The sequence below is a fragment of the Paenibacillus sp. S25 genome (genome assembly GCF_019454085.1).
Classification (GTDB): Bacteria; Bacillota; Bacilli; order Paenibacillales; family Paenibacillaceae; genus Paenibacillus; species Paenibacillus polymyxa_B.
Window position 1 is genome coordinate 1,393,939 of record NZ_CP073683.1, and the last position, 26,118, is coordinate 1,420,056.

A 26,118-nucleotide genomic window follows, 5' to 3' on the forward strand; every position below is an offset into this window, starting at 1 on the left:
GGTCCGATTCGGACGAAAGGTGATTAAAATATATGACAATTTCGCAGGAGCAGTTTACGTTCCGTTCTGTCTCAGAGGCACAGACCGGGGCATTGGCAGGTTTTTTGGCAGCCAAAGCGGTTCCCGGAACGGTGATTGTGCTGGATGGAGATCTGGGAGCGGGCAAAACTGCTTTTTCCAAGGCTTTTGCCAGCCATTTAGGTGTGCCGGGTATCGTAAATAGTCCAACCTTTACCCTCATTAAGGAGTACGAGGGCCGATTGCCTTTGTATCATATGGATGTGTACCGGATTTCCCAGGACGAGGCGGAGGATCTCGGGCTGGACGAATATTTTTATGGGACAGGAGTATGTCTGGTGGAATGGGGGAGTATTATACCGGATATATTGCCGGAGCAGCGGCTTCACATGTATATAGAAACAACGGATGTCGGGGAGCGCTTGATTCACCTGACCGGGTACGGCGAGCCTTATGAACAATGGTGCCGCAGTTTGCGGGAGAATGGAGTTTGAACCATGCAAAGAGAGCATACAGATGTGAATGTAAAGCCGCGTGAGCGGTTTTTGACGTTAGATACAGCGACGACCGTGATGGCGGCCGCTCTGATGAACGGAAGAGAACTGCTGGGAGAAAGCAATGTCTATGGTGAACGTAATCACTCCGTGCATGTGATTTCCGAGCTGGAGCGACTGCTGAATGAAGAAGGGCTGACACGAGATGATGTAGACGGTATTGCAGTTGGTGTTGGACCGGGGTCTTATACCGGTATCCGGATTGCCGTGACCGCAGCCAAAACACTCGCTTGGGCCTGGGGTGTCCCGGTGACGTCCATATCCACTTTGCACGCTTTGGCGTGGGGTGGTTGGAATCGTGGTATCGAGATGAAGGGACAAGAAGATAAAAATGAGTCTGTGAATAACGGTTCGTCCGGAGCGCAGGCAGCAGACTGGATTGTGCCTGTGCTGGATGCGCGCCGTGGTCAGGTTTACACGGGGCTGTTCGCCGTGAATACAGTTGACGACGTCGAGAGTCAGCAACGGCTGGAGCCAGATGCAATCCGGTTGATGACTGCTTGGACCGATGACCTGCTGCAACGGCTGGAGGCTTTGCCCTCTGAAGAGCGTCCTCCGGTCATTTGGCTAGTCGGTGAAACGGCGGTTCACGCCGAAACAGCCGAGCGCCTGCGTGCTTGGAGCGAGCTACGTATCGTACCTTATGAGCTGGAAGGAAGATGGGTTGGCCGCCTTGGGGCGGATAAGCTGCTTCGTCAAGAACATGACGAGCTACATACGCTGGTTCCTAATTATACCCAGCTGGCGGAGGCGGAAGCCAATCTGCTTCGTCAGCGCTGAAGAGAGCGGTGAACAACATGGCAAAGAACATACAGCGGGAAGAGAAACTTGAGTTTCGCTTGATGCAACTGAATGATATTCCCGATGTGCTGGAGATTGAGCATGAAGCGTTCACGCTACCGTGGACAGAGGAAGCATTCCGCAATGAGCTGACGATGAATCATTTCGCTAAATATATGATTATGGAGCTAGACGGACAAGCCATTGGTTACGCAGGCATGTGGACGATTATGGATGAGGCCCATATTACGAATATTGCGATTCGTGAGGCTTATCGCGGACGTAAGCTTGGAGACAAGCTGTTGGATGAGCTGATGCAGACCGCCTCTTATTTAGGGATGGAACGTATGACGCTGGAGGTGCGGGTAACGAACCGGATCGCTCAAGGCTTGTATGAGAAAAAAGGCTTTAAGCCCGCAGGTGTGCGCAAAGGCTATTATTCGGATAATAACGAGGATGCCGTGATCATGTGGGCGGATCTTCCCGCGCATGGGGCATCCGGTGAACAGGAAGGAAGCGTGCAGAAGCAATGACGCAAGAGGAAAAAGCAGGTACAGGCTCCGCCTCCGGCGAGCCTTGCTATATACTGGCAGTGGAAACGAGTTGTGATGAAACGGCTGTTTCTGTCGTGAAAAACGGCACAGAGGTGCTCTCGAATCTGATTTCCAGTCAGATTGAAACACACAAAGCCTTTGGTGGTGTTGTGCCAGAGGTGGCTTCACGCAAACATGTGGAGAGCATCACCTATATGCTGGACGAGGCCATGCAAACATCAGGAATTACCCCACGCGAGATTTCGGCGGTTGCCGTGACACAAGGACCAGGACTGGTTGGTGCATTGCTGGTTGGTATTGTCGCCGCTAAGAGCGCTGCTTTGGCGTTCGGCAAGCCGTTAATTGGGACGCATCATATCGCGGGACATATTTATGCTAATCAGCTGGAGCATGATATTGTATATCCGTGCATTGCTCTCGTTGTGTCAGGAGGACATACAGAGCTGGTGCTGATGGAGTCCGAAGGTCATTTTCAACTCATTGGTCGTACAAGGGATGATGCGGTTGGAGAAGCCTACGACAAAGTAGCGAGAGCCATTGGATTTCCGTATCCCGGCGGTCCGCATGTGGATCGTGTGGCTCATGAATCGGAGGAAGTGGTTACTTTGCCGCGTGCATGGCTGGAGCCGGATTCTTATGATTTTAGCTTTAGCGGTTTGAAATCTGCGGTGCTGAATGTAATTAACCAGACGAAAATGCGCGGAGAAACCGTTCATGTCGGAGCGATCGCAAGAGGCTTTCAAGAGTCGGTCGTCGAGGTGCTGGTGGAAAAGGCGATTCGTGCCATGCGTGAATACGGTGCGAAGCAGCTCCTGCTTTGTGGCGGTGTGGCTGCTAATCGCGGACTGCGTACAGCATTACGGGAGCGCTGTGAGCGTGAAGGAATTGAGCTGCTTGTACCCTCGATGAAATATTGCACAGATAATGCAGCGATGATCGGCGCTGCGGCCTACGCCAAATGGAAGCGTGGGGAATTTACCTCATTGGATATGAAGGCTGATCCAGGACTGTCTCTGGAAGAATGGTCTGTCCAAACTTAATTGAAGAAGAATGAGAAGACACGGCACAGTTGAGTCGTGTCTTTTTTGTTCCGCTCCATAACTATCATAAAAATATAAATTCAAGAGGATAAAATACAGGAGTTTGAGCAAATGAATGGCAGCATCTCATTCTGTCGCATTATTCGTCACAATTATTCACGATTTTTCATGATCCATCAAAAAAATCTGGAATTTTGATACTGCCCGAATAATGATGTGATTTGTCAAGTTGTGAACAAAGTTATCCACATATACCGATTCGAATGTGGATAACCGATCCCGAAGCAAGCAGGCTAAGACTTTTTGGAGATAGCAAGTTGGGGGATATGTAACACCTTTAGTTCTTGTGGAATCTGTGGATAATGTGGATAAAAAGGTGGATAAATTTGGTTTTCATTTGAAAACGGCCTTTTATCAATAAAAAAATGGCCCAAAAGGCCATTTTTCAATCTCATTCATACACATAAGCTGTGGATAATCTTGTGTACAAAAATACAGAAGAGGAAAATGTGAAATTTTTAAGGCTAAGATTTTATGCAGTACTGTTTATTCTTCTAACAGCTCTTCCCAAGCGGTATAGGTTTCAGTCAATTCCTGTTTATGGGTGTCGAGTTGTGCCTGAATATTCTGAAGCGCTGTGTAATCCTGATAGATCTCAGGCAGGGTCATTTGTTCCTCCAGCCCTAAAATTTGTTCTTCCAGCGTTTTAATCTGGTTTTCCAATGCCTCCAGCTTGCGTTGACGGCTGCGTTCCTCGCTTTTGGCTTGTTTGTCTGCCGCATAGGTGGCAGCGCGTGATTTGGATGTGGTCTCGTCTGTCACGGATGCAGAGGTAGCCGATGTTTTGCCGCGTGTGGCCTGATTTGCCTCCAGAGCTTCCTGCGCAATTTCCTCTAACTCCTGCTTTTTGGCTACATAGTCATCATAATTCCCCAGGAAATGTTCTATCCCTTCAGGATGTAGCTCGATGACACGTTCCGCCATTTTGTTCAGGAAATAACGGTCATGGGAAATGAACAACAGCGTACCGTCATAGTCCATCAAAGCCGCTTCCAGCACTTCCTTGCTAAATAGATCCAGATGGTTGGTAGGCTCATCTAGAATTAATACGTTGGCTTCGCGCAGCATGAGCTTGGCCAGAGAAACGCGGGCTTTTTCCCCTCCGCTTAATGCAGCTACCTTTTTCAGTACATCGTCACCGCTAAACAGGAAATTACCCAGCACTGTACGAATACGTGCTTCTTCCATATGAGGGTATTCGCTCCACAACTCCTCCAATACGGTATTGGTGGGGTTCAGGTTCGTCTGCTCCTGATCATACAGGCCGATTTTGATTTTTGTGCCCCAGTGTATGGAGCCAGCAGCAGGTTTAAGTGATCCGGTCAGACATTTGAGCAATGTCGATTTTCCGATCCCGTTCGGACCAATCAGTGCCACGGTATCTCCACGTTTTAAGTCGAACGATGCGTGCTGGAATAAAGGCTCTTTACCTTCATACCCCACAGAGAGGTCACGTACCTCCAGCACTTCCTTACCTGACATATGGGCTGTTTCAAAGGAAAAATGAGCTTTTTTCAAGTCTCCCATGGGCCGATCCATACGCTCCATTTTATCTAACTGCTTGCGCCGACTTTGAGCGCGTTTGGTCGTGGAAGCCCGTACGATATTACGTTGTACGAATGCTTCTAAACGGGCAATTTCTCCTTGCTGCTTTTCGTAATGTTTAAGGTTCGTTTCGTACTCGGCAGCCTTTAACTCCATGTAGCGGCTGTAGTTGCCTGTATATCGGGTAGAACGATGGCGTTCGATTTCAATAATCGTTGTTACCAGTCGGTCCAGAAAATAACGGTCATGTGATACAACCAGCAGAGAACCGGAATAGCCGCGCAAATAGTCCTCCAACCAGGTCAATGTTTGAATATCCAGATAGTTGGTAGGCTCATCGAGCATAAGGACATCTGGGGCGAGCAGTAGGATGCGCGCTAGCGCAAGCCGGGTTTTCTGTCCTCCGCTCAGAGTAGCTACAGGCGTCTCAGGTGCAAATGAACCAAAGCCCATACCGTGCAGCACGCTGCGAATACGGGTCTCCATTTCATAGCCACCGTGATCCTTGAACCAGTCTGAACGACGTGCATAGCGTTCCAGCAGATCTGCGTAGCGTTTTTCGTTTTGAGCATTGGCCAGGTCAGCGATGTCCTGTTCCATTTGCCGCAGTTCCCGTTCCGCTTCAATCAGGGGAGTGAACACCAGCATCATTTCCCCCCAGATAGAACGATCAGAATTCAAGCCGCTGTTTTGCGCCAGATAACCGATGCTGGTCTCCTTCGCCTTGAAAATTTGTCCACTGTCATAGGATATTTCACCAGCAATGATTTTGAGCAGGGTCGATTTGCCCGCACCGTTCACACCTACGAGTCCAATACGTTCACGTTCCAATATTTGAAGGTTAATCCCGTCCAGAACGGGCTCAATTCCATAGGATTTAGTAATTCCGGTTACTTGCAATAGCATAGCGTATCGTTCCTCCATTACATTTTGCACAGTTCTACCTGCTTTCTTCGCAGGTACCTTCCTTCCAGTTTACATGAAATTACCCACTATTGCACTGCTTTCACCCTGTAAACCCTTGAGCCGCGTGTAGTCAATTTGTATAAACAATGATAAACTTAAACGAGAAGTGAAAAAGAATGAAAAAAACTTGCAACGTACAGCACTTACTGACAAATGGGACAATAGCAACGTTTTAAAGATTATCGACGATTGTGCGGGAGGGCGGATGTGATGGATGTCTGTGATGTGAAGAACGCGCTGCGTTTGCAGCAACGGGAAGCGCGTGACTCCATGGACCCGCTGACAAGGCAGAAGGCATCGGCTGTGGCCTGTCGGCATGCAATCGAGGCATGGGAGCAGCTTAGAATAGACAGAAACGGAGATAAGCTAACATTATTTAGTTATCTCTCTTTTGGCAGCGAGATTTCGACGACTCCCCTCATTGAGCATTGCTGGTCACAGGGAGATCGTGTCCTGGCCCCAAGAGTGGATCCGGTAACCCGGACTATGGAGCTGAGGGAGATGGATCAGTACGGAGATATTGTACCCGGCATCTGGAACATCCCTGAGCCTGCTTTGACATGCAAGGAATGGTTGCCTGAAATGTGGGCGGGAATTGACTGGGTTGTTGTGCCTGGCTTGGCCTTTGATCGTCGTGGGGGCAGGATTGGTTACGGCGGAGGCTATTATGACCGCTTTACCGTACAGGTAGAGGCAGAGAAGCGTAACAACAGCCACGTAGGTCCGCTTTATGTCTCGCTGCTGCTGCCGGGACAATTGCTGACACAGGTGCCCATGGAGCCAAGGGATTTGCGAGTGGACGTGCTGTTTACTCTGGATGGACGCTTAGATTGTGATTATGCAAAATTGACAAATGATGAATGAAGTAAAGTTGGGTATGTGAAAGGAGCTGTGAGGGAGTCGTGGATTCCTTTACTCATTTTAACGAACAGGGACGGGCTCGGATGGTAGATATTTCGGGTAAAACGTCTACGATTCGTACAGCAGTTGCCGTGACTCAGATTACGATGAATCCGGCTACATTGACGGCTGTAAAAGAAGGAAGAATCGGCAAGGGTGATGTTCTTGCTGTGGCTCAGGTCGCAGGGATTCAAGGCGCGAAAAAAACGTCAGACTGGATACCGATGTGTCATCCACTGGCCCTGACAGGCGTGAACATTACTTTTTCCGATAATGGACATGATGTGCTTCATATTGAAGTTGAAGTAAAGACCGAAGGTAAGACAGGGGTAGAAATGGAAGCTTTGACAGCGGCTTCAGCCGCAGCGTTAACCGTGTATGATATGTGCAAGGCGCTGCAAAAAGATATGATCATCGGCCCTACCATGCTGCAATCCAAAACAGGTGGCAAGCATGGGGATTTTCAAAGGGAGGACCACCGGGAACCTTGACATAGACAACATTGTCGCCGAGAGGGTACTGTGATGTGATGGAGGATGCAGCGTGGCTGTTTCTGATTTTCAGAAGAGAAAGTATTCTTTCATGATAGGAGAAGGGTGATCTTATGGTGTGGAAAACGGCGATCCTAACAGCCAGTGATAAAGGGGCAAGGGGAGAGCGTGAGGATACAAGCGCACAGGTCATCCGGGAACTCATCGAAGAAGAACTGGGCGGAGAGATTGTGGAATACCGGATCGTTCCCGATGAACCGGATGAAATTATTGCAGCTTTAATCGAAATGACCGATTATTTTCATGCAGACCTGGTACTAACTACAGGCGGAACTGAGCTGGCGATCCGTGATGTGACACCCGAGGCGACTAGGCGGGTTGTGGAACGGGAAGTGCCAGGCATGGCGGAAGCCATGAGAATGATCGTGATGCAGAAAAATCCAGCGGCTATGCTATTCCGTGGAATCGTGGGAATACGCGGACGTACACTGATCGTCAATTTGCCAGGAACGCCTAAAGGTGTGCATGAAAATTTGGCAGCGATAATGGACCAACTTCCAGAAGCGTTGCTTATGGTGACAGGCCAGTTCCGGTAGAAGGCAGCACATCGTGTGTGGTATGATACCTATAAGAATTTATAAGGCCGTATACGGGCAAAGATGCTTATTTTGTCCGTCAACATAAGGAGGATTACTACACATGCCCAATATTGGAGCACCGGGTTATATTTTGTTGATTATTCTGGCGCTACTGTTATTTGGTCCAAACAAGCTGCCTGAGCTGGGTCGAGCTGTAGGGCGTACATTCCGTGAGTTTAAAAACGGGGCACGCGATATTTTATCAGAAGATGAGCGGACTGAGCGTAAAGACAGCAAAGATAGTGTGGTCAAAGCATCACAAACGACGTCTTCAGAAGTTCAACCTCAGCCTGAGGATAAACGCTTGTCATAGATTTAATTATAATTCTTGATGCGTGTACAATAAACAAGAGCCTCTTCTTCAGTGAAGGGCTTTATTTTTTAGGAGGCGCTGCTGCGTTCCGTTCAGAAAGGAGGAATGGACTTGACCCCATCAGAGCATGAAATGCCGCTAATGGAACATCTGGGAGAGCTTCGCCGCAGAATTATTTATGTGCTAATTGTATTTGTATTGGCACTGGCTGGTGGTCTGTTCGCGGCGGGCTCTGTCTATGACTGGCTTATTCGCTCCGGTTCGGCGCAAGCTTTTCAGTTAAACGCGTTTTCCTTTTGGGACGGGATTGGTATCTACATGAAGATCGCCATGATCATTGGGATTGCGGTGGCGCTACCGTTTGCCTGCTACCAACTGTGGAAGTTTGTCAGCCCGGGCTTAAGACCGCAAGAACGGAGTACGACTTTGCGGTATGTGCCTTATGTGCTGCTTTTGTTCATCATTGGGGCAGCTTTTGCTTATTTCATTATTTTCCCAATGGCGATTCAGTTTACATCGTCTGTGACCAAAAGTATGGGATTACAGGAAACGTACGGGATCGCACAATATTTTACCTTTATGTTTAATATTGTACTGCCTGTAGCGCTGTTGTTTGAACTCCCCCTACTTATCATGTTTCTGACGGGGATTCATGTTATAACACCAATGCGGCTTCGCAAATGGCGGAAGATTTCTTATTTTCTGCTTGTGTTCGTCGCGGTTGTCATTACTCCGCCGGACTTTATTTCCGATTTTTTGGTGGCGATTCCGTTGCTGGTGCTATATGAAGTGAGCGTGTATTTGTCTTCGGTCGTGTACCGCAGGCAGCTGCGTGCGCAGGAGGAACGTGAGGCCCAGTTGCGTGTAGCTTCGGAATAATAAGGCAGGACCTGAATGGCTCAGAAACAATTTATTCGGGTCCGCGCTACATGGCAGCTTGCAGATAATGAATAGCATTTGTATTTCATAACTATTTACAGAGTATGAACAGCAGCAACTTAGCTGCCTTAAAAGTAACCATTAGCCTTGAGTTAACGTTTATTTTTCAGATAGATGGATATAATCGGGAAGGGCTGTCCATAAAAATTCCCATAAAAAATACATTAGGGACTTGAAATTCAATCTCAAGTTGAGTATCATAAAGTTGGTTGTTAGCACTGACGACTGTCGAGTGCTAATACATACAACATAACAACCAAATTACAGGATAAAACACTTAATAAGGAGGCTATTTTTTCATGATCAAACCTTTGGGTGAACGCGTATTGGTGGAAGCAATTGAGCAAGAGACAACGACTTCCTTCGGGATCGTACTTCCTGACTCTGCCAAGGAAAAGCCGCAAGAAGGCAAAATTATCGCGGTTGGCGCAGGCGCATTGAAAGACGGTGCCCGTATTCCTCTGGAAGTAAAAGAAGGCGACCGTGTCATTTTCTCTAAATACGCTGGAACGGAAATCAAATATGAAGGTAAAGAATATTTGATTATGAAAGAAAGCGATATCCACGCGATCATCGGTTAACCGGAACCCGGACAAGACCTGAATATAGGAATTGAAACAAATCATTCATAATCCATAGGGAGGTTTATCACAAATGGCTAAAGATATTAAATTCAGTGAAGACGCTCGCCGCTCCATGCTGCGCGGGGTTGATGCATTGGCTAACGCTGTTAAAGTAACACTCGGACCGAAAGGCCGTAACGTTGTACTGGAGAAAAAATTTGGTAGCCCGCTCATCACCAATGACGGTGTAACGATTGCAAAAGAAATCGAGCTGGAAGACGCGTTCGAAAACATGGGTGCTCAACTGGTTAAAGAAGTAGCAACCAAAACGAATGATGTAGCTGGTGATGGTACGACTACTGCTACTGTTTTGGCTCAAGCCCTCATCACAGAAGGCCTGAAAAACGTAACTGCTGGCGCAAGCCCAATCGGTATCCGTAAAGGGATCGACAAAGCGGTTAAAGCGGCTGTTGCTGAACTGCAAGCCATCTCCAAACCAATCGAAAGCAAACAATCCATTGCTCAAGTAGCTGGTATTTCCGCTGCTGATGATGAAGTAGGCGAACTGATCGCTGAAGCTATGGAAAAAGTGGGTAAAGACGGTGTAATCACTGTTGAAGAATCCCGCGGTTTTGCAACAGAGCTGGAAGTGGTTGAAGGTATGCAATTTGACCGTGGCTACATTTCCCCGTACATGATTACAGATACGGACAAAATGGAAGCTGTACTGGACAATCCGTATATCCTGATCACAGACAAAAAAATCACAAACACACAAGAAATCCTGCCATTGCTTGAAAAAATCGTACAACAAGGCAAACCACTCGTTCTGATCGCTGAAGACATCGAAGGCGAAGCGTTGGCTATGCTCGTTGTTAACAAACTGCGTGGTACATTCAACGCTGTAGCTGTTAAAGCTCCAGGCTTTGGTGACCGTCGTAAAGCAATGCTGCAAGATATCGCTGCCCTCACAGGCGGTCAAGTGATCACGGAAGAACTGGGTCTGGACCTGAAAACAGCTTCCGTAGACCAACTGGGTACAGCACGTCAAGTGCGTATCACAAAAGAAAATACGATTGTAGTTGACGGTGCTGGAAACAAAGCCGACATCGACGCTCGTGTTAGTCAAATCCGTACGCAACTGGAAGAAACTACTTCCGAGTTCGACAAAGAGAAACTGCAAGAGCGTCTGGCTAAATTGTCCGGCGGCGTAGCAGTTATCAAAGTCGGTGCGGCTACTGAAACAGAATTGAAAGAACGCAAACTGCGCATCGAAGATGCCCTGAACGCAACCCGTGCTGCGGTTGAAGAAGGAATCGTATCCGGTGGTGGTGTAGCGCTCCTGAACGTATACAAAGCAGTTGCAGCTGTTGAACTGCAAGGCGACGAGCAAACAGGCGTGAACATCGTGTTGCGCGCTCTGGAAGCTCCAATCCGCACGATCGCTGCTAACGCAGGTGAAGAAGGCTCTGTAATCGTTGAGCGTCTGAAACGCGAAGAAGTTGGCGTAGGCTTTAACGCAGCTACTGGCGACTGGGTAAACATGATCGACGCTGGTATCGTTGACCCTGCGAAAGTAACTCGTTATGCATTGCAAAACGCTGCTTCCGTAGCAGCAATGTTCCTGACTACTGAAGCGGTTATCGCTGACAAGCCAGAACCAGAAAAGGCTGCAATGCCTGACATGGGCGGTATGGGTGGAATGGGCGGCATGATGTAACAAAGGGGATAAAAACCCTGTAATACCGCTATTTAAAAGGCTCCCGAGAGGGAGCCTTTCTTCATTAAATCACGAAAAAATCACATTCTCTGCAACGAGTCAGATTTGAAGGATGTCTGCGAAGTGATTTTTAATCTTCTCATTGGCATTTTTCTTCATTTTCTCCGTAACGTGCGTATAGACTTTCAATGTAGTTTTAGCGTCATCTTGGCTAACTTGCTTCATGATCGTTTTGAGATCAACTTCAGCTTCAGTCAGCATCGATATGTGAGTGTGTCGAAAAATATGAGGAGTAGCTTTCTTTTTAATTGAGGTTTTCTTGAGAATACGTTCCATACGGATTAAAACATTTTTTTGAATGAGTGGGTAGCCGTTCTTGTGGGCGGCTATGATCCTCAAATATATGCGCCCGGAGCTTTACTTCCTGTATAACACGCTCTCTCAAATTATACTGAGTTCCATTAACAACTTAGTTAATCCGTACGAGCGAACTTTTGTATATTAAAGGTGCGAGGTACCTTGTAGCGCAGTCATATATGGGGAAAGGTTACCGGAACGACATGTACCCAATTAGTGGGAGTACGTTTGCTGAACGCAGAGGGCAGCGATAAAAAAGATAGCTCATAGCTTCCAAATACTCGGCTTGTTAGATTTGGTTCAAGCTGAATATCAAATTGGAGAACTGTCTAACTAACCTTAGTTGGTCGGCGGGGATTTGTTACATTGAAGGAATTATCACACATTCATCGAATGAATGACTGAGGTGATCAGCATGAACCATACATATAAAGTGTTAAAGTCGGACATAGAACTGTTTGCAGCTGCATTAAGCCAGATAAGAGTATACGTTGTTCAGTCATTGGGAGAAGACGTGCTATCGGTTGTAGACTATGGAGGGACAGTAGAAAAGTTTTCGCCCGATACGATTAAGATTGCCGGAGCGTATTATATGCGGAATCAGTTTGAATTAGAGTAGATATGAAAGGACCTACCAGATTGTAGACGGTAGTCTCTTTAAGGTAGACCATATCAAAAAATAGAAGGGGAAAATGATGAAGAAAAGAATATTTCTGTTCTCGGTTTTGTCTTTAAGCATGGCGATTACGGTAGGGGCTACTTCAGCTTCAACAAGTAAAACTAACGAAAACATCATAATTAATCAAAGATCGAGCGGAGGCGCAACTGTAGGAGAGTCCTTTGATGTCCCTAAGGGATGGGGGCATGTTAAACTTCGTATGAAAAATCACTCTAATAATCCAGTAAAAGTAAGTTTAACTCATAACGGTTCAAACAAACTATATATTGAAGCATTAGTAATTGCTCCTCATGACACAGTTATTTGGAAAAGTACTGATGAAGGTATCACCAACGGTTTGCGTTCTGGAAACTACACACTTCAGTGGAGAGGCAGTGATTATAAAGTTAATGGGGAAACATGGGGAATAGCTGATTCACAGCCTGGAAACCTCTAAATTACCCTGCTATACAACTTGTCCTTCAAGCCATTTGGTGAGGAAGATTAATTATGTGTTTGTTCAAGCCAGCAAGTGAATTAACCCCCTTAATTGGTCGGCAGAGCTTTTTTATTAAAGAAATTGTTTACAGACGGACATTCAAGGTGCTATGAATCCACTTTTTAAATGTTCGATGAAAATAAAGTTTTGATAACTACAATAAAAGAAACAACGGTAGGCTAGGACGGGAATATAAAGCCCTAGACTATCGCTATTTCATTGAACTAACGTTTCCCGGTAGTTCAATCAATTCTGTTGCCATCGTATATGCTGGTGGTGAACCAGGTCTTCTACATTACTATATCGTCACTATATCGTCTTTCGTAAGTTTTTGGTACAGGGCTATCTTCTCGTTAGCAAGGGAAATCATGCACTCAAGTTCCTGCCGCTTGGATTCCAGTTCCACCAGATGCTTTTCAAGAATTTCTATCCGTATGTGTAAGGCAGGAGTAAAATTAGCAACTTCTTCCCCTTTTTGAATTTTATCCAGTACACATCCGTCACGAGTAAATTCCGTAATCTCCTCAAGCGACAATCCCAATTTTTTTAATCTAATTAAACATTGTATATATGAAACCTCACTTTCGGTATAAATGCGTGTCCTTCCATTTCTTCGATTTGGTTCCTGTAGCACTCCAATTTTTTCATAATAGCGAATCGTATAAGGAGTTAGCCCTGTTCTTTCTGATACTTGACTTATAGTAAGCATTGTTTTTTTATGTCACTCCTTTTTTCTAAACCAAAATTTAAAACTATTATACATCTTTAAGTCAACTCGAAGTCGATATTTGCACCTCTAACTTCATTTCAAAAATTTGTGCTTGATTTCTAGTTGACTCTAACTTGTAAGCTAAAGTTGCTAATTGATATACATGAAACATAAAAAACTAAAGATAAAAGGAAATGGTGTCAAACTTATTTTGATGGAGGCATAAACAATGAACAACCAATATTTCACGATTCAACAAGCAGCGGAAGGTATCTGGGGTGCTATTTCGGTACCTGGTAGTGGTTCGCTGGGGAATGCGGCAATTATTGACATTGGGGATTTGACCGTTGTTGTGGACACAACCAACCTACCGCATTCTGGTGCTTTGTTACGTCAAACCGCAGAACAATTAACGAATAAACCAATTAAATATGTGATCAATACTCATTTCCATGGAGATCATGTCAACGGCAATCAGGAATTCATGGAAAGTGATTTTATATCTACCGTTTGGACAAGAGATTTGCTATCTGAAATGGGTAAAGTGAATATTGATCTAATGCAACAAAACATTCAGAAGTTAATAAATAGCCTACATCAAGTACGTTCACAAGAAAAAAATCCGCACATGTTAACCGAAATCGGCTATGATCTTTCCGTGCAGAGAGCCCTGTATGATGCTATCCCTTCCCTTCGTAGGGTGATACCCACGATAACTTTTGACGATAAACTAGTTATAAAAGGAGCAAAACGCACTGTCGAAGTTTTATCTTACGGAGGCGGCCATTCTTTAAGCGATGCCGTTATTTACGTGCCTGAAGAACGAACCTTGATTGCTGGTGATTTAATAACCAACAAGACGATTCCGGTCATGCCATACGGTAATCCCTACGCTTGGATACGCATCCTTAGACGCATTCAAAGAGATCTGAAGGTAGATACTGTCATTCCCGGGCATGGAGATGTGTCCACTCCAGATAAAATCCTAGATGTCATTCGCTTTTTAGAAAAAACGATCGCTTATGTGTCTGAAGCTGCGACGAGCGGAAAACCAGAGTCTTACTGGTTAAATGAAGGTGTATTAAATGGCTATGAAGATTGGCATCTAGCTCAGTATTTCAGATGGAATTTTCGCTGGCTCTTCAATACAATGCTTGTTCAAAATAATAGATGAGACACAACTAGCACTCCCTTTAACTCCACCAGATTCACAAAGCCAGTTCTGAATGTCAACCCGGCAGCACGTTTGGGTATTTTCGAACGTAATTGTCAGTCTTCCGTAATATGTTAGATCTGGAGATAAAGACGCGGAGGTGTACAGAAAGCATAAAAGTTAGTTGCTTGCTTTAGAGCAAAATAACTATATTATGGGGCCGGATAAGTCTACACTACGAGATATCGTCATTCTGGAGAGTTGGGAGCGGGATAGAGCATACCTATGCCGCCAAGAGAAGGTGAGATATTTTAGAAAATTAAATTCTCAGAAATATCATTGCTACTTTCTATACCCCATTATACAATTGTAAGGAAGTTGTTGATTAGAATGAATTATGTGGGGGGCAACATGGTTATTTGAATCACAAAAAATCACATGAAAAATCACAATTCCGGCGAATGAGGGCGGATGTAGACGAATAAAACTTTCTGAAGATAAGCCCAAACAAGCTATACAATAGAAGATAAGTTTTACGACGTTCCTCTGCGAGAGTAAATCAAAGATGGGCGGCATGAAGTAATAAAACCAAAAAACCTTGGTGCAACAAGGGTTTAAAGGGTTGCTATATTGATTTGTTAACGATTTGTTAACAATTAGTCTGTTTTTTAGAGGCTCTCATTAGTTCTCCGAACTTTTGAGAAGCCTCTTTTCTTTTTGGTTTCGTGATATGGAGATACATTTTGTTGTGATTCGATCACTTGAATGACTGAGTTGGTGCATGATTTGTTCTAAACTAATACCAGCCTCAGCTAGAAGAGAAGTATGGGTGTGTCTAAGTGAATGTGGTGTTAATTCCTGATTGAGTCCAGCTAACTTAAGTAATCTTTTCATCCGTAGTTCTACCATTTTTATCACTTGAGGGTAACCCGCAAATTCACCAGTTTTTGCGAATACGAATCCCCCGTCATGCTATGTGGAAGGTCGCTTATTTCTTTCTATCTCTTGAATGGTTAGGAGGTTAGTGTAATCTTCAATCAAATCAGGTTCCTAGGTATGTAAAATCCCCGCAACCTTAATTGGTCGGCGGGGATTTTAGTGTTTTTACACTGGGATTATTCAAGTCATGCGATTGCCAGTGCTGCTTAAAAAAATGATTGACTTGATTCCCATTCAAGACCTCTTGGATTGGGTATGTTCCCCATGTTAGATATCTCCCAGGCAAGTGTCCAATCTTCCGCGAATGCCAAACATACAATGTGGTATCTTTTGTGGAGGTGAAATTTATGAAGTGTGAACCGTATCATTTGAGAAAGCAAAGGTCCAAACATGCCAAGAAAGTCAGACGCTATCTTGCCAAGAAAGTCAGACGCTACCTTGCAAAGAAAATCAGACGCCACCTCGTTAAGAAAGTTAAAGTGATTAAGGTTAAGCCTGAAGTTATGGTTAATGCTCCACAAGGCCTTCAAGGAATACCGGGGCCTCCCGGGTCATTGGGACCTGCCGGGCCGAAAGGGATTCAAGGAACACAGGGAGTGCTAGGTCCTCCAGGACCAACAGGACTACAAGGGATACCGGGACCTGCCGGACCATTGGGAGCTCAGGGACCGCAAGGGATACCAGGAACGCCAGGTTCAGCCGGTGCAACAGGACCTGCTGGAGCTACTGGCGCGATAGGCGTAACGGGACCTGCCGGAGCTACTGGCGCAACAGGTGCTCCTGGTATTTTTACCGCGTTTGACTGTACTACATTTTCAGGTCCAACTTTAACTGCAGAAGTCCCGACGGCGAATCTTGCATCTGTAACTGTAACTGTACCATCTATTACGAGTACTGTTTGGCTTACCGCTTACTCGACATGGACTCCTAGTTCTGCAAATCCGACGATCACATTTAGAATCTTCCGTGATGACGCTACCGTAATCGCAACTGCAAGCGATACTCCTGTTTCAGCAAACAGTCCTATTACGACTGCCTTGACTACCTGTGACGAAGCCCCACTAACAGGTGCACACACTTATACATTACAGGCTACTGGAAACGCCCTTTCTGGCGGACAGACAATCACTATTAATACGGGAGCTCTTACGGCAGCAGTCGCTAATACTTAATAAGAAGAATTGCTACTTCATATGCCTCAATATATAATAGAAGGAAATTGTTCATGAAACCGATGTGTGGTGAATATTTCGTTATTTGAATCACAAAAAAGTCACAATCTCGGCGAATATGGACGAATATAGGCAAATGAAATTTTCTGAATAGGGAAAAAACATGTTATAAAATAAGAGTTAAGTTCTGAAATGTCTAGCGGCGAGGATTAATCAAAGATGGGCGGAATGATGTAATAAACATCAATAAGCCTTGATATATAGGGGCTTTTAAGTGGAATAAAGATAAATGATCATACTTTTGCTCATAGTAAGTAAAAATGCTCACTTTTTTCACAAAAACCATCTTATCAGAAAAGGTCTCTCATCATTTCACTGAAATGATGAGAGACCTTTTCTCAATTGGTATAAAGTCTTTGTAATACGAGGGATACACTTGTACCATAATAGCTTAAAGGCTATCGACAAAAGTATGATTTCCTACATCTTGAGCAATTAGGGATACATGAATGGCACTGACATCACTGACATCACTGACATCACATAAACCCTTATTATCTTTCGAAAGACGGTAGTTATTCGAACTTGCTTATTGTTCATGAAGCAGTTCATCAGTCAATTCATCAAAAAGACAAAGATAGAATAGAAAATTTTACAATATTTAAAGTTTGCTAATAAGCAGAAAGAAAAAGTGAATAATCTACGATTGAAATGTCAAAATGAAATAATCTAACTTTGGGAAAATAGCAATTATCTTCTTAATACATAGATAGAATAAATTGGTTTAGTTGGAACTCGGTAAGAGATGAAAGTCTCACGTACGGTGTGAACAGGGGGAAAAGGGAGCGATAACTTTAAACTCTTACCTATCTGTATGTAGAATACTTATGAAGTCGATTCTCCATTGTGAAATCGGCTTTTTTGATGCTGATGCACAAAAACTAAATTAGAAGTTCTTCTGCAAATTGGTATCAAAAGCTACGAATATTTAAGTATCGTTTGTTCAGAATATATATTATTGATAAAAGGGGAGGAAGGATTTTGAATAAGTTAATTGTCCATCATTGCTATTCCCGCTCATCCTTTGACTTGTCTGATAATCGCAACCATGGCTTGCCATTATATGTTAAACAACAGCCAGAAGCTTTTTTCTTTGACAAACCAGAGAGCATAGTTCAAATTGACCCTAACCCTAGTCTTAAGGATCTTTGGTCTATCCGCGTCCTCGTTTCATTTAATTTGTCTCCAGAAGGAGCTTTCAATCGGACATATAACCTTATCCGGGGTGATCATTGTTTTGGAATGTGGATTGAAAGTGATGGGTCATTGCAAGGGAACATCTTCACCGATCGCAACCATTGGAACGTTCGATCCGAGCCAGGGCTTATTACTACTGACAATTGGCATACAGCAGAACTCCTATATGATGGAGTAAATACTTCAGAACTTTATCTTGATGGAGTGAAAGTTGCCGAAACATATAATGGTGAGGGACAAGTAAGTTCTATTGGATCTAGAGGCATTGCCATAGGACACGAGGCCGATAAATTAGTAAACAACTCGACCTTTAAAGGGCTTATCAGTGAAATAAAATTGTTTAAATATGATCCATATAAAGACATTAATGGGCTCCTGAATTCCTCTTGCAAAGACAGTAAAGCCATTGATATTGTTGTGCAAAAGTTACGACAGTACAAAGAGACACCTGAATCGGTAGAAGCTAAAGGGCGTGAGATACTACAGTTTGGTCTCGACATCATGAGCCAAGTAAGGGGTAACGATGCTGAAGTTACAAAACAGCAACGTCAATACTCTTTTGAAGCTTTTACAGCCTTTTTGCGAGGCGACCAGGCAGCTTACACTTCGGCTCAGGCTAGGCTTGCTTTACTCGCAATGCAAAACCTTAGTGCACATCAGATTAAGGAAATTGAGGGAGAAAGAGACAATCTCATCAAAAGCATGCCTTTACCTTTCGATGAACTTCAAGGTGTACTAAGCGCGTTTTGCCTTAATAAGACAACCATAGATCCGAATGCGCTCGTTGACGAGATTCATCGTTTGTCTAGGTAAACCTGAGAATAAAACAGGAGGGTGATAAACATGTTTAAGAATTTAAACTCAGTGGAACTCGCTTTGGCTTTTCAGCCAATCCTGCTTTTCGATCCGAGTGAGCGATTTTACCCAATTGCCGCCGAAGAATGGTTGGATCATCTAGCCACTGATTCATGGAATGGTAAAACTAATAAGCGAGGTAGTGCAGTAATGATGGTAGACCGCAATTCCACTAGCTTTGGCGATATAGATGTTCAAGCAGGTAGCCATTACCCCGCAGGTGATCACTTGGTCCTCAGTAATACCGGGCCTAATGGTATTGGACAAGAATTTACTGTTGGATTTAATCGGGATTTGTTTATTAATGTTGCAGGTTGGGATGATGCTCTGTCTCCCGACGATCAAGGCTACACAAAAGGTTCTCTTCAATATCTTGATTTGCTATTTAGGTCAGTAAGTAGCAATATTAATCCAATAATACCATTAGATGAACCTAGACCCTCGCCCGAATTTACCTTACCGCGTCTAAGCGTCCCGACCATTTACGCCGAGGTTGAATGGGCTGGAACATATCCGCGGCTTGATAAAGAACGGAGGGATAGTGTAAAAGATAATAAACAACGTGATTTTCCCCCAAGCATCGAATCAGATGAACCTGATAAGAATAACATTATGCTAGACCTTGATCGTTATATTGCTATAACTTATTATATGCTTTATCCTGCAATGGAACCGGCCCTATCTAGTGAAGATGACGAGATTCATAAACGGGAGGGACAGTGGGAAGCGATTACCATTTTCATTAAAAATATCTTTGATGATCTAGGCATGCGTAAGAGTCGAGATGGACGGGAACGTATGGATTTTCTCTATGGGAACGATGTAAAGAAGTGTATTAACTATTTTGAGCCCCGCTTTGTAGTATTTAGTAAAGGCTATACTACCGGTGAAGATCTTGACTCACCATTGGCGGCAGAGGTACGTCCTCTTTTTAATGTCAACAATCCTAACTTGGGAGTAATCAGGTTTGGTACGAATACTGTGGCATTTGTCGGTGCTGGACTACACAAGAACTTGTTTAACATTGCAGGAGCAGTGGTGATTTCTGGGGATTCGCCTCCTGACCCAACTCTAAATTCCATTGGAGGTGCTATTATGGGAGCAGCTGGCACCGGTGCTGGGATATGTCTTGCTTTTATAGCATCGTCAATTCCTCCAGCAGTCGTTGTATGTTTAGTTGTTTCTGGTGTGGTATTTTTAATTGGCCTAGTTTTGTTTGTGCTATCTTGGTTGCTCAAGGACGATCCAACGATTACAGAGGCACCACTTCCGAGCAGTACCGACGTTGCTAGGAGAGGTGGAGGACAGGCATTGCCTTCAGGGTTCCCAACGTTAACAAGTCCAGGAGTTGCACCTGTGGGCAAAGGTCTAAAAGCCATGATTCGAGTAATTGATCGATTTGGATTCGATCCTGAATTACCTGAAAGTAGCTATCCACTACCTGAACCGACTTCATTGGAAAATCCAATTGTGGAAATGCCTACATGGTGGAACTTTTCGGGACGGTGGGGAGTTAGAACTGTCCACCGTGCAACTAGTGAATGGGATAGTGGTACCCGTCGTGTAGATAAATACGGGCGTTCAAGAGGTTACTGGAATACCTATCGTCTTATCAAGTTCATTTCAGATCCTGACCGAAAGAGCGATAATATTCGATTGTGAGTTATATTACTAAGGAATTTTAGTGCAAATTTACTTAGGTGAGTTTAGAGACCATATTGTTTTACCGGTAATTAGGCGGTTGAACGCCCAAAATGAAAGCGTTGACGTGGATTTCAACCCGCTATATACTTAGCTTAATTAAATGAATAGTATTAGGATTGTTACTGTTACACGGGCAAAACCTAAGGAACAAAATGTTAAGATCCAAGGATCTTATGTATTTTGTTATACTTAGGTTTTTTTGTTTATAGAGAGAGGAAGGTTAAATACAAGTGGTTTCGGCACTCTGCTGGAGCCATTTTCTTCTATTTAGCACATCTGAGAGGAGCGACAAACTTGGAATACAAATATGAGCTGGTCCAGGCAGACAATCATTTTCCGTTAAAAATTATAGTTCATTCCTCAAATGAACCAGCGTACATACCTGGGCATTGGCACGACAGCATCGAAATATCCTATGTGCTTTCAGGAAGAATCGATAATATCTATATTGATGGCGCGAGTTATAGCTCCAAAGAAGGAGATATTGTGCTCATTAATTCGAATGCCATTCATTCCTTTTCTGTAGCTAAGGGAAAAGGAAGAGAGGCTATAACCGTTCTGATTCCTTCTGAATTTATCAGAGCAAATGTTAACGGCAGTAACCCCATTTCATTTGACTGTATCTCCATTTTCGAAACTAACGAGCAGAGATTACAGCATTTTGCGGAGCTGCGTGATTTGTTAAACACCTTATTTGTGGCTTATCTCAACCAGCATAATGACTCTTTAGCACATATCCATTTAACATCGCTATCTTATAAACTGGTGTATCTGTTATTAATGCATTTTAAAATGGATAATGAGTCTATCCGCGGCTTTAACTCCGATAAATATTTGGAGCGGCTGACGTTGATAACCAATTATATCAAAGAGAATTACGATCAAAGCTTATCCTTGGATTCGATAGCCCAGGTTTTTAGTTTGTCTCCCGAATATTTGTCCCGTTTTTTTGTCAAGCATGTAGGGATGACCCTATTTCAATATATCAATGCCATCCGTCTGGAGAGATCTTATCGTGTTCTTATGAATACGGATCATTCCATTATACAAATTGCGCTGGAGCACGGATTTCCGAACGAGAAGTCTTTTGCCAGGGTATTTAAGAAGGTTTTTCAGGCAACACCGCATCAATATCGAAAAGAGAACAAGAGGCATTCTGGAGCAAGGAGTCAGTAATTGACCTGAATTAGGCTAATAAAAGACAGGATGCAAATAAAAAAATTTATTAAAATAAATAATGTAAGCGTTTTATTAATGGACCTGGGAGGTAAGACATCATGTTTAAACGGTTTCAAAAGGCTGCTAAAACAACTATGTTACTCACTTTAGCTATCGGTACGACTCTTGCTTTCAGCTCCGGTGTATGGGCCAAGGATGTAAAGATACAGCCCACCTCATACCGGACGGTTGCAGAGGTTAAAGATTGGGGAGCAGCCATTACAAAGGTCATTGTTAACCTGGGTAAGCCAGTCCCTAAAGATGCGATAACAAAGGATACGTTTAAGGTGCATGTGGGAAGAAGCGACAACCGACTGGTAAATCCCTTTATTGAGAATGGCAACCGGAAAGTCACCAAGGCCTATGTATCGGACAAAAGTGGCAACCCTGTAAATAAAATCGGAAGCTACGTTGTATTGGAAATGGAAATCGGCCCGGCCTTAACACTAAGCTCCGCTATTCATTATGATGCGGCAGGCTCTGGGTTTAATGCATGGAATGATAACAAATACACGATCACGCAGCAAAAAGTTATTAAAACCAAATCAGGAACGATTTCCGGCTTGAAGATTGATACTTCCGCAGGAGAGATACGGAAGCTGGTTGATCAATTTACAACTGGCAAAGCTACTTTTGACGGTGTTACTTTAACGTATGTGGACTACGCACCGGCACAAGACAAAGTGAAAAACCCTCTAGTGATCTGGCTGCACGGTATGGGTGAGGGAGGTACCGATCCGACGATTCCGATTTCCGGAAATAAAGCAGCGAATTTTGCTTCTAAGGATATCCAATCCTATTTTGGCGGGGCTTATGTGTTGGCACCTCAGACCCCAACCTACTGGATGGATGGCTTTACAGGCTTTGGAGATGGAACCTCCAAGTACGAGCAAGCATTGATGTCCTTAATTAAGGAGTACGTGGCCAAGAACAAAGACATTGATACAGATCGAATCTACATTGGCGGAGACTCCAACGGTGGTTACATGACTATGCTGATGATCCGTGATTATAAAGATTATTTTGCAGCAGCTGTGGTGGCCTGTGAAGCCTTGAAGGACAGCCTTATAACCGATGAACAGATTAACGAAATGAAGGACCTGCCGATCTGGTTTGTGGCTGCCAAAACCGACACCGTAGTACCGCCCAACGATTATACTATTCCGACCTACAACCGTTTAGTGAATGCCGGAGCAAAGGATGTTCATATGTCGTTATTTGATAACGTAGTGGATACCTCTGGTTTGTACAAGAAGAGCGACCAAACACCGTATGAATACAACGGCCACTGGTCCTGGATTTACGTGTATAACAACGAAGTATCGAAGCTGATTGACGGAAAGAAAACAACTATGATGCAATGGCTGGCCTCCAAAACATTGGACTAAAGTATAGCAATGATCTTATTAATTGCCGCGTAAATCGCGGCTTTTTATATTTTGGGGGATGAGATTCTTTTCAAAACCAAATGCCAAGAATCTCATCCCAGACTATACAGTGGATAGACCGGTTATTCGAAACTGTACTTGATTCCCCACTGCTCTCGTATCTGACTCATGATATCCATAACGTCGAGGGAGAGGGCTAGGGTATTGCAGTTACTCTTGCCGGCAATACGGCTCTCTATTTCTTCAATCTCATACTGCAGTGCTTTGTCACTATCTCCTGCTTCAATGAGTTCTACAGTTCCGTCCAAATATTGAACAGTGGCGCTGGAGGCCCGAGGGAAATTGTCCACGGTGATATACCCCAATTCTCCCGCCACAACACCCCGCTTGGGCATTTTGGATCTCATAGCCAGAGAGACGATGGCCATCTCCTCTACACTGTTATTCAGGATGATACCAGATTGTTCATCCACGCCCGTCTCAAAGCGTTTGACAGTCGATAGAATTTCTTGCGGCTTCTCCGAAAGAAAATAACGGGCAAATGATATGGCATAAGTTCCAATATCCAGTAGTGCCCCTCCGGCCAGATCCTTGCTGAAGAAACGGTTATTCACATCGTACTCTTTATGACTGCCGAAAGAGACCTGAATCATTTTCAAACGGCCGATGGCCCCTTCGTCCAAGAGTTGCCGCAGCTTTTTATAAAGTGGCATGTGGTAGATCGTCATTGCTTCAGCCACTACTAATTGTTTTTCTTCGGCCAGACGGGCAATTTTGCATAGCTGTGCACTGTTTACCGTGATGGACTTTTCGCAGAGAACATGCTTGCCCTTCAAAAGGCATTCCATAATGTATTGATAATGATGACTGTGCGGTGTGGAGATGTAGACGGCATCCAGTTCAGAGTCCTGCAGCATTTCGCTGTGATCACCATAAGCCTTCAAGGCGCCGTATCGGCTGGCAAATTCCTCAGCTTTCTCCAGTGTCCGCGAGGCTACTGCATATAGTGTTCCGCCAAGCTCATTCAGGGCGGCTGCGAATTCCGCAGCGATCGATCCCGGCCCGATAATACCCCACTTCAAGTGATCCATTGTGAAGCCCCCGCTCTTAGTTTGATGTAAGCCAATCATCTCCCAGTAATATTTGATCTTCTGCACATTTGTGCATTATGATAAAATGTGTGCAAAATGATCGTCTATAGTATATCGGCGGTTATTTTTTCTGTCAAATGCAGGATGTGCAAAGAGAGGTTGAAAAGATGAATTTGCAAGAAGACCGGAAACTTTTAATTAAAGTTGCCCAGATGTATTATGAGCAGGACATGACACAGAGTGAGATTTCTAAAGTGCTGGGCATTTATCGGACAACAATCAGCCGGATGTTGAAGCGGGTACGTGAAGAGGGGATCGTGAGCATTACAATTAATTATGGGGCAGCCGGCCAACTTCCACTGGAGCAGAAGCTATGCGAGCATTTTGGACTTCAAGAAGCTATTGTTGTTATGACCGATCCAGCTCAGCCAAGCCACCTTAAGCGTAAAGCCATAGGTCAGGCTTGCACAGACTGGCTACAGCATAAGGTTCAGGAAAAGGATGTTATCGGCTTTTCTTGGGGTAGCAGTCTAGCGAGTGTAGTGGAGGAGTTTTCCCCCGACAGCCGCCCTTTTGTAACATTCATACCCATGGTTGGTGGTCCCTCAGGAAAACTGGAGAGCCGCTATCATGTGAACACTATTTGTTATCAAGCGGCGCTTAAGTGGAATGCCCGTTCATTAATGATTGATGCACCGGCGATTACAGAGCAGAGGGAGACCAGGGAGCAACTGATAAAGTCTCCTTATTTCAAGACAATCGCAGAATATTGGGATAAGTTAGATATTGCTTTATTTGGTATTGGCTCAGCGAAGTTGCAGGGACATGAAAAGTGGAGAGGCTTTTATGGCGATGCATTTATTACAGAATTGGAGGATGGACGGGCGGCCGGAGATATTTGCTCGCGTTTTTTTGACGATAGCGGTGTTCCAATAAAAACGAGTTTGGAAGATAGGACACTTACCATTTCGCTGGAGCAAATCAAAAAGGCGAAACTTTCTGTTGGTGTAGCAGAATCTTTAGAAAAGGTTCCAGGAATCCTGGGTGCACTGAATGGAGGTTACATGAATGTGCTTGTCACAACGGAAGAGACAGCATTAAAACTGCTGGAGCAAAGCTCCCGATAACAAATGTCCATGACATGATATGTACGATATAAAACTCCGTCAATCAATAATTGACGGAGTTTAATTCTTCCTTTCACTTATTCACTTCAATCAGCCCATCCGGTTTTTCCCGATTAGAGAGTAATTGGGATACCGTAACGAAGGTATAACCTCTCTTCTTGAGCTCGGGTAGAATAATTTTCAAGGCTTCAACGGTTTGTGTGCTTTGATGTACATAATCGTGCATGAGGACAATGTCGCCGTTACGGGCGTTGCGAAGGACCTTATTAGCGATGCGATGCACACCAGGCTTTCGCCAATCTAAGGTATCCTGATGCCAGGACCATAAAATAATTTTCAGCCCTTTCTCCTTGGAGAGCTTAACCAGCGAATCAGTATAGGAGCCGCCGGGCGGCCTAAAAAGATGTGTTCCCGTACCAGTTGCCTGAACAATGCTCGCCTGAGCTTGATCCAATTCGGACAGAGCTTTGTTGCGGGAAATATACTGAAAGGATGAGTGAAGGAAGGTATGGTTGCCAACTTCATGCCCTTCTTCTCGTTCCCGCTTGACAAGGTGAGGCAGCTTTTCTACACGACTGCCGACGACAAAAAATGTCGCTTTAGCATCGTATTCTTTAAGCAAATCCAAAATGGCAGGCGTGTTGCTTTCGTCCGGTCCGTCATCGAATGTGAGAGCGATAAGCTTACGATGGGTAGGAACTTCCCATACAATGTCGCCCCGTTCTTCGTAATAGGCCCTTCCCTTTGTAGGAGTAGGGGCGGCGTATGATGGGGCCTGTGCATTGGTAGATGGAGTGGGACAAGAGCTGATACAGAGTAAAGAAACAGCGATTCCAGCGCACAGCAAACGGTTATATTTCATAAGGCTTCTTCTCCGTTCTAACGTATTCTCACATTAGCTTGCCAAGAA

The 26,118-nt window shown here is 44.5% G+C and carries 25 protein-coding genes and 1 pseudogene; 20 read left to right on the forward strand and 6 right to left on the reverse strand.

Translation table 11 applies throughout. The features are described from left to right. Positions 1 to 32: 32 nt before the first annotated feature. From tsaE to tsaD, 4 genes are read left to right on the forward strand one after another with little or no spacing between them, the layout of a single operon-like run. Positions 33 to 512: a tRNA (adenosine(37)-N6)-threonylcarbamoyltransferase complex ATPase subunit type 1 TsaE gene (gene tsaE, locus KAI37_RS05985; RefSeq protein WP_071639895.1), complete on the forward strand. Its 480-nt coding sequence runs from the start codon at positions 33 to 35 to the stop codon at positions 510 to 512. 3 nt (positions 513 to 515) lie between these two features. After that, entirely contained in the window at positions 516 to 1,352 is an 837-nt protein-coding gene (gene tsaB / locus KAI37_RS05990) for a tRNA (adenosine(37)-N6)-threonylcarbamoyltransferase complex dimerization subunit type 1 TsaB (RefSeq protein WP_071639896.1), read from the forward strand. 17 nt (positions 1,353 to 1,369) lie between these two features. Next, positions 1,370 to 1,885: a ribosomal protein S18-alanine N-acetyltransferase gene (gene rimI, locus KAI37_RS05995; RefSeq protein ID WP_071639897.1), complete on the forward strand. Its 516-nt coding sequence runs from the start codon at positions 1,370 to 1,372 to the stop codon at positions 1,883 to 1,885. Beyond that, on the forward strand, positions 1,882 to 2,946 hold the full coding sequence (gene tsaD, locus KAI37_RS06000; RefSeq protein ID WP_023987471.1) for a tRNA (adenosine(37)-N6)-threonylcarbamoyltransferase complex transferase subunit TsaD: 1,065 nt from the start codon (positions 1,882 to 1,884) through the stop codon (positions 2,944 to 2,946). Before rimI ends, tsaD begins: the two co-directional genes overlap by 4 nt. A 546-nt stretch (positions 2,947 to 3,492) precedes the next feature. Here tsaD and KAI37_RS06005 read toward each other — a convergent pair. Further along, a complete protein-coding gene (locus tag KAI37_RS06005) occupies positions 3,493 to 5,457 on the reverse strand; it encodes an ABC-F family ATP-binding cassette domain-containing protein (protein WP_220031444.1) in 1,965 nt (654 codons plus the stop codon). A gap of 270 nt (positions 5,458 to 5,727) precedes the next feature. On the opposite strand from KAI37_RS06005, the gene KAI37_RS06010 reads away from it, so the two are divergent. From KAI37_RS06010 to groL, 7 genes are all read left to right on the forward strand, one after another. Then, positions 5,728 to 6,381: a 5-formyltetrahydrofolate cyclo-ligase gene (locus KAI37_RS06010; RefSeq protein ID WP_071639900.1), complete on the forward strand. Its 654-nt coding sequence runs from the start codon at positions 5,728 to 5,730 to the stop codon at positions 6,379 to 6,381. Positions 6,382 to 6,419: 38 nt separating this feature from the next. Further along, positions 6,420 to 6,908, forward strand: coding sequence for a cyclic pyranopterin monophosphate synthase MoaC (gene moaC, locus KAI37_RS06015; protein WP_013309211.1), 489 nt, complete (start codon positions 6,420 to 6,422; stop codon positions 6,906 to 6,908). A gap of 113 nt (positions 6,909 to 7,021) precedes the next feature. After that, on the forward strand, positions 7,022 to 7,504 hold the full coding sequence (locus KAI37_RS06020; RefSeq protein WP_013309212.1) for a MogA/MoaB family molybdenum cofactor biosynthesis protein: 483 nt from the start codon (positions 7,022 to 7,024) through the stop codon (positions 7,502 to 7,504). Between the two features lie 103 nt (positions 7,505 to 7,607). Beyond that, positions 7,608 to 7,859 (forward strand): twin-arginine translocase TatA/TatE family subunit, encoded by a 252-nt coding sequence (locus KAI37_RS06025; protein ID WP_013309213.1) that lies wholly within the window; start codon positions 7,608 to 7,610, stop codon positions 7,857 to 7,859. A 111-nt stretch (positions 7,860 to 7,970) separates the two neighbouring features. Continuing rightward, complete coding sequence (gene tatC, locus KAI37_RS06030; RefSeq protein ID WP_220030908.1) at positions 7,971 to 8,738, forward strand: twin-arginine translocase subunit TatC; 768 nt, start codon at positions 7,971 to 7,973, stop codon at positions 8,736 to 8,738. Positions 8,739 to 9,097: 359 nt separating this feature from the next. After that, positions 9,098 to 9,379 carry a co-chaperone GroES gene (gene groES, locus KAI37_RS06035; RefSeq protein ID WP_007429271.1) on the forward strand — a complete coding sequence of 94 codons (282 nt, stop codon included), beginning with the start codon at positions 9,098 to 9,100 and terminating at the stop codon, positions 9,377 to 9,379. 73 nt (positions 9,380 to 9,452) lie between these two features. After that, positions 9,453 to 11,081 carry a chaperonin GroEL gene (gene groL, locus KAI37_RS06040; RefSeq protein WP_013309215.1) on the forward strand — a complete coding sequence of 543 codons (1,629 nt, stop codon included), beginning with the start codon at positions 9,453 to 9,455 and terminating at the stop codon, positions 11,079 to 11,081. Positions 11,082 to 11,180: 99 nt separating this feature from the next. Here groL and KAI37_RS06045 read toward each other — a convergent pair. Then, a pseudogene (locus KAI37_RS06045) lies at positions 11,181 to 11,471 on the reverse strand (tyrosine-type recombinase/integrase); the annotation flags it as partial. Between the two features lie 382 nt (positions 11,472 to 11,853). Here KAI37_RS06045 and KAI37_RS06050 point away from each other — a divergent pair. After that, positions 11,854 to 12,057, forward strand: coding sequence for a hypothetical protein (locus KAI37_RS06050; RefSeq protein ID WP_071639907.1), 204 nt, complete (start codon positions 11,854 to 11,856; stop codon positions 12,055 to 12,057). Positions 12,058 to 12,130: 73 nt separating this feature from the next. Next, entirely contained in the window at positions 12,131 to 12,553 is a 423-nt protein-coding gene (locus KAI37_RS06055) for a hypothetical protein (RefSeq protein WP_420538174.1), read from the forward strand. A gap of 340 nt (positions 12,554 to 12,893) precedes the next feature. Here KAI37_RS06055 and KAI37_RS06060 read toward each other — a convergent pair whose 3' ends face one another. Then, on the reverse strand, positions 12,894 to 13,304 hold the full coding sequence (locus tag KAI37_RS06060) for a MerR family transcriptional regulator (protein WP_071639909.1): 411 nt from the start codon (positions 13,302 to 13,304) through the stop codon (positions 12,894 to 12,896). A gap of 229 nt (positions 13,305 to 13,533) precedes the next feature. On the opposite strand from KAI37_RS06060, the gene KAI37_RS06065 reads away from it, so the two are divergent. After that, positions 13,534 to 14,478 (forward strand): MBL fold metallo-hydrolase, encoded by a 945-nt coding sequence (locus tag KAI37_RS06065; protein ID WP_220030909.1) that lies wholly within the window; start codon positions 13,534 to 13,536, stop codon positions 14,476 to 14,478. 660 nt (positions 14,479 to 15,138) lie between these two features. Here the strand turns inward: KAI37_RS06065 and KAI37_RS06070 are convergent. Next, entirely contained in the window at positions 15,139 to 15,366 is a 228-nt protein-coding gene (locus KAI37_RS06070) for a tyrosine-type recombinase/integrase (protein WP_233901837.1), read from the reverse strand. Between the two features lie 377 nt (positions 15,367 to 15,743). Between KAI37_RS06070 and KAI37_RS06075 the strand changes: the two genes are divergently transcribed. The 5 genes from KAI37_RS06075 to KAI37_RS06095 all read left to right on the forward strand — a co-directional run bounded on the left by KAI37_RS06075 (position 15,744) and on the right by KAI37_RS06095 (position 22,990). Next, positions 15,744 to 16,568, forward strand: a complete 825-nt coding sequence (locus KAI37_RS06075) for a collagen-like domain-containing protein (protein ID WP_220031538.1) — start codon at positions 15,744 to 15,746, stop codon at positions 16,566 to 16,568. Positions 16,569 to 17,609: 1,041 nt separating this feature from the next. Beyond that, positions 17,610 to 18,638, forward strand: a complete 1,029-nt coding sequence (locus KAI37_RS06080) for a LamG domain-containing protein (protein WP_220030910.1) — start codon at positions 17,610 to 17,612, stop codon at positions 18,636 to 18,638. A 30-nt stretch (positions 18,639 to 18,668) separates the two neighbouring features. Continuing rightward, positions 18,669 to 20,342 (forward strand): hypothetical protein, encoded by a 1,674-nt coding sequence (locus tag KAI37_RS06085; protein ID WP_220030911.1) that lies wholly within the window; start codon positions 18,669 to 18,671, stop codon positions 20,340 to 20,342. 336 nt (positions 20,343 to 20,678) lie between these two features. Beyond that, positions 20,679 to 21,560 (forward strand): AraC family transcriptional regulator, encoded by an 882-nt coding sequence (locus KAI37_RS06090; protein WP_220030912.1) that lies wholly within the window; start codon positions 20,679 to 20,681, stop codon positions 21,558 to 21,560. A 101-nt stretch (positions 21,561 to 21,661) separates the two neighbouring features. Beyond that, positions 21,662 to 22,990, forward strand: coding sequence for a prolyl oligopeptidase family serine peptidase (locus KAI37_RS06095; RefSeq protein WP_220030913.1), 1,329 nt, complete (start codon positions 21,662 to 21,664; stop codon positions 22,988 to 22,990). A 122-nt stretch (positions 22,991 to 23,112) separates the two neighbouring features. Here the strand turns inward: KAI37_RS06095 and KAI37_RS06100 are convergent, their stop codons facing one another. Beyond that, positions 23,113 to 24,081 carry a Gfo/Idh/MocA family protein gene (locus KAI37_RS06100; RefSeq protein ID WP_220030914.1) on the reverse strand — a complete coding sequence of 323 codons (969 nt, stop codon included), beginning with the start codon at positions 24,079 to 24,081 and terminating at the stop codon, positions 23,113 to 23,115. 167 nt (positions 24,082 to 24,248) lie between these two features. Here KAI37_RS06100 and KAI37_RS06105 point away from each other — a divergent pair, with 167 nt between their 5' ends. After that, on the forward strand, positions 24,249 to 25,208 hold the full coding sequence (locus KAI37_RS06105; protein WP_220030915.1) for a sugar-binding transcriptional regulator: 960 nt from the start codon (positions 24,249 to 24,251) through the stop codon (positions 25,206 to 25,208). Between the two features lie 73 nt (positions 25,209 to 25,281). On the opposite strand, the gene KAI37_RS06110 is transcribed toward KAI37_RS06105, so the two are convergent. Next, positions 25,282 to 26,070 (reverse strand): polysaccharide deacetylase family protein, encoded by a 789-nt coding sequence (locus KAI37_RS06110; RefSeq protein ID WP_220030916.1) that lies wholly within the window; start codon positions 26,068 to 26,070, stop codon positions 25,282 to 25,284. Between the last annotated feature and the right edge of the window lie 48 nt (positions 26,071 to 26,118).

What these genes read in the sequence shown, in the direction of transcription:
- groL (WP_013309215.1), top strand. Translation starts at nt 9,453, where the DNA reads ATGGCTAAAGATATTAAATTCAGTGAAGACGCTCGCCGCTCCATGCTG.
- tsaD (WP_023987471.1), top strand. Translation starts at nt 1,882, where the DNA reads ATGACGCAAGAGGAAAAAGCAGGTACAGGCTCCGCCTCCGGCGAGCCT.
- KAI37_RS06065 (WP_220030909.1), top strand. Translation starts at nt 13,534, where the DNA reads ATGAACAACCAATATTTCACGATTCAACAAGCAGCGGAAGGTATCTGG.
- KAI37_RS06020 (WP_013309212.1), top strand. Translation starts at nt 7,022, where the DNA reads ATGGTGTGGAAAACGGCGATCCTAACAGCCAGTGATAAAGGGGCAAGG.
- KAI37_RS06100 (WP_220030914.1), bottom strand. Translation starts at nt 24,081, where the DNA reads ATGGATCACTTGAAGTGGGGTATTATCGGGCCGGGATCGATCGCTGCG.
- KAI37_RS06085 (WP_220030911.1), top strand. Translation starts at nt 18,669, where the DNA reads ATGTTTAAGAATTTAAACTCAGTGGAACTCGCTTTGGCTTTTCAGCCA.
- rimI (WP_071639897.1), top strand. Translation starts at nt 1,370, where the DNA reads ATGGCAAAGAACATACAGCGGGAAGAGAAACTTGAGTTTCGCTTGATG.
- KAI37_RS06110 (WP_220030916.1), bottom strand. Translation starts at nt 26,070, where the DNA reads ATGAAATATAACCGTTTGCTGTGCGCTGGAATCGCTGTTTCTTTACTC.
- KAI37_RS06050 (WP_071639907.1), top strand. Translation starts at nt 11,854, where the DNA reads ATGAACCATACATATAAAGTGTTAAAGTCGGACATAGAACTGTTTGCA.
- KAI37_RS06070 (WP_233901837.1), bottom strand. Translation starts at nt 15,366, where the DNA reads ATGGTAGAACTACGGATGAAAAGATTACTTAAGTTAGCTGGACTCAAT.
- KAI37_RS06055 (WP_420538174.1), top strand. Translation starts at nt 12,131, where the DNA reads ATGATGAAGAAAAGAATATTTCTGTTCTCGGTTTTGTCTTTAAGCATG.
- tsaB (WP_071639896.1), top strand. Translation starts at nt 516, where the DNA reads ATGCAAAGAGAGCATACAGATGTGAATGTAAAGCCGCGTGAGCGGTTT.
- tsaE (WP_071639895.1), top strand. Translation starts at nt 33, where the DNA reads ATGACAATTTCGCAGGAGCAGTTTACGTTCCGTTCTGTCTCAGAGGCA.
- KAI37_RS06025 (WP_013309213.1), top strand. Translation starts at nt 7,608, where the DNA reads ATGCCCAATATTGGAGCACCGGGTTATATTTTGTTGATTATTCTGGCG.
- groES (WP_007429271.1), top strand. Translation starts at nt 9,098, where the DNA reads ATGATCAAACCTTTGGGTGAACGCGTATTGGTGGAAGCAATTGAGCAA.
- KAI37_RS06105 (WP_220030915.1), top strand. Translation starts at nt 24,249, where the DNA reads ATGAATTTGCAAGAAGACCGGAAACTTTTAATTAAAGTTGCCCAGATG.
- KAI37_RS06005 (WP_220031444.1), bottom strand. Translation starts at nt 5,457, where the DNA reads ATGCTATTGCAAGTAACCGGAATTACTAAATCCTATGGAATTGAGCCC.
- KAI37_RS06095 (WP_220030913.1), top strand. Translation starts at nt 21,662, where the DNA reads ATGTTTAAACGGTTTCAAAAGGCTGCTAAAACAACTATGTTACTCACT.
- KAI37_RS06075 (WP_220031538.1), top strand. Translation starts at nt 15,744, where the DNA reads ATGAAGTGTGAACCGTATCATTTGAGAAAGCAAAGGTCCAAACATGCC.
- KAI37_RS06060 (WP_071639909.1), bottom strand. Translation starts at nt 13,304, where the DNA reads ATGCTTACTATAAGTCAAGTATCAGAAAGAACAGGGCTAACTCCTTAT.
- KAI37_RS06010 (WP_071639900.1), top strand. Translation starts at nt 5,728, where the DNA reads ATGGATGTCTGTGATGTGAAGAACGCGCTGCGTTTGCAGCAACGGGAA.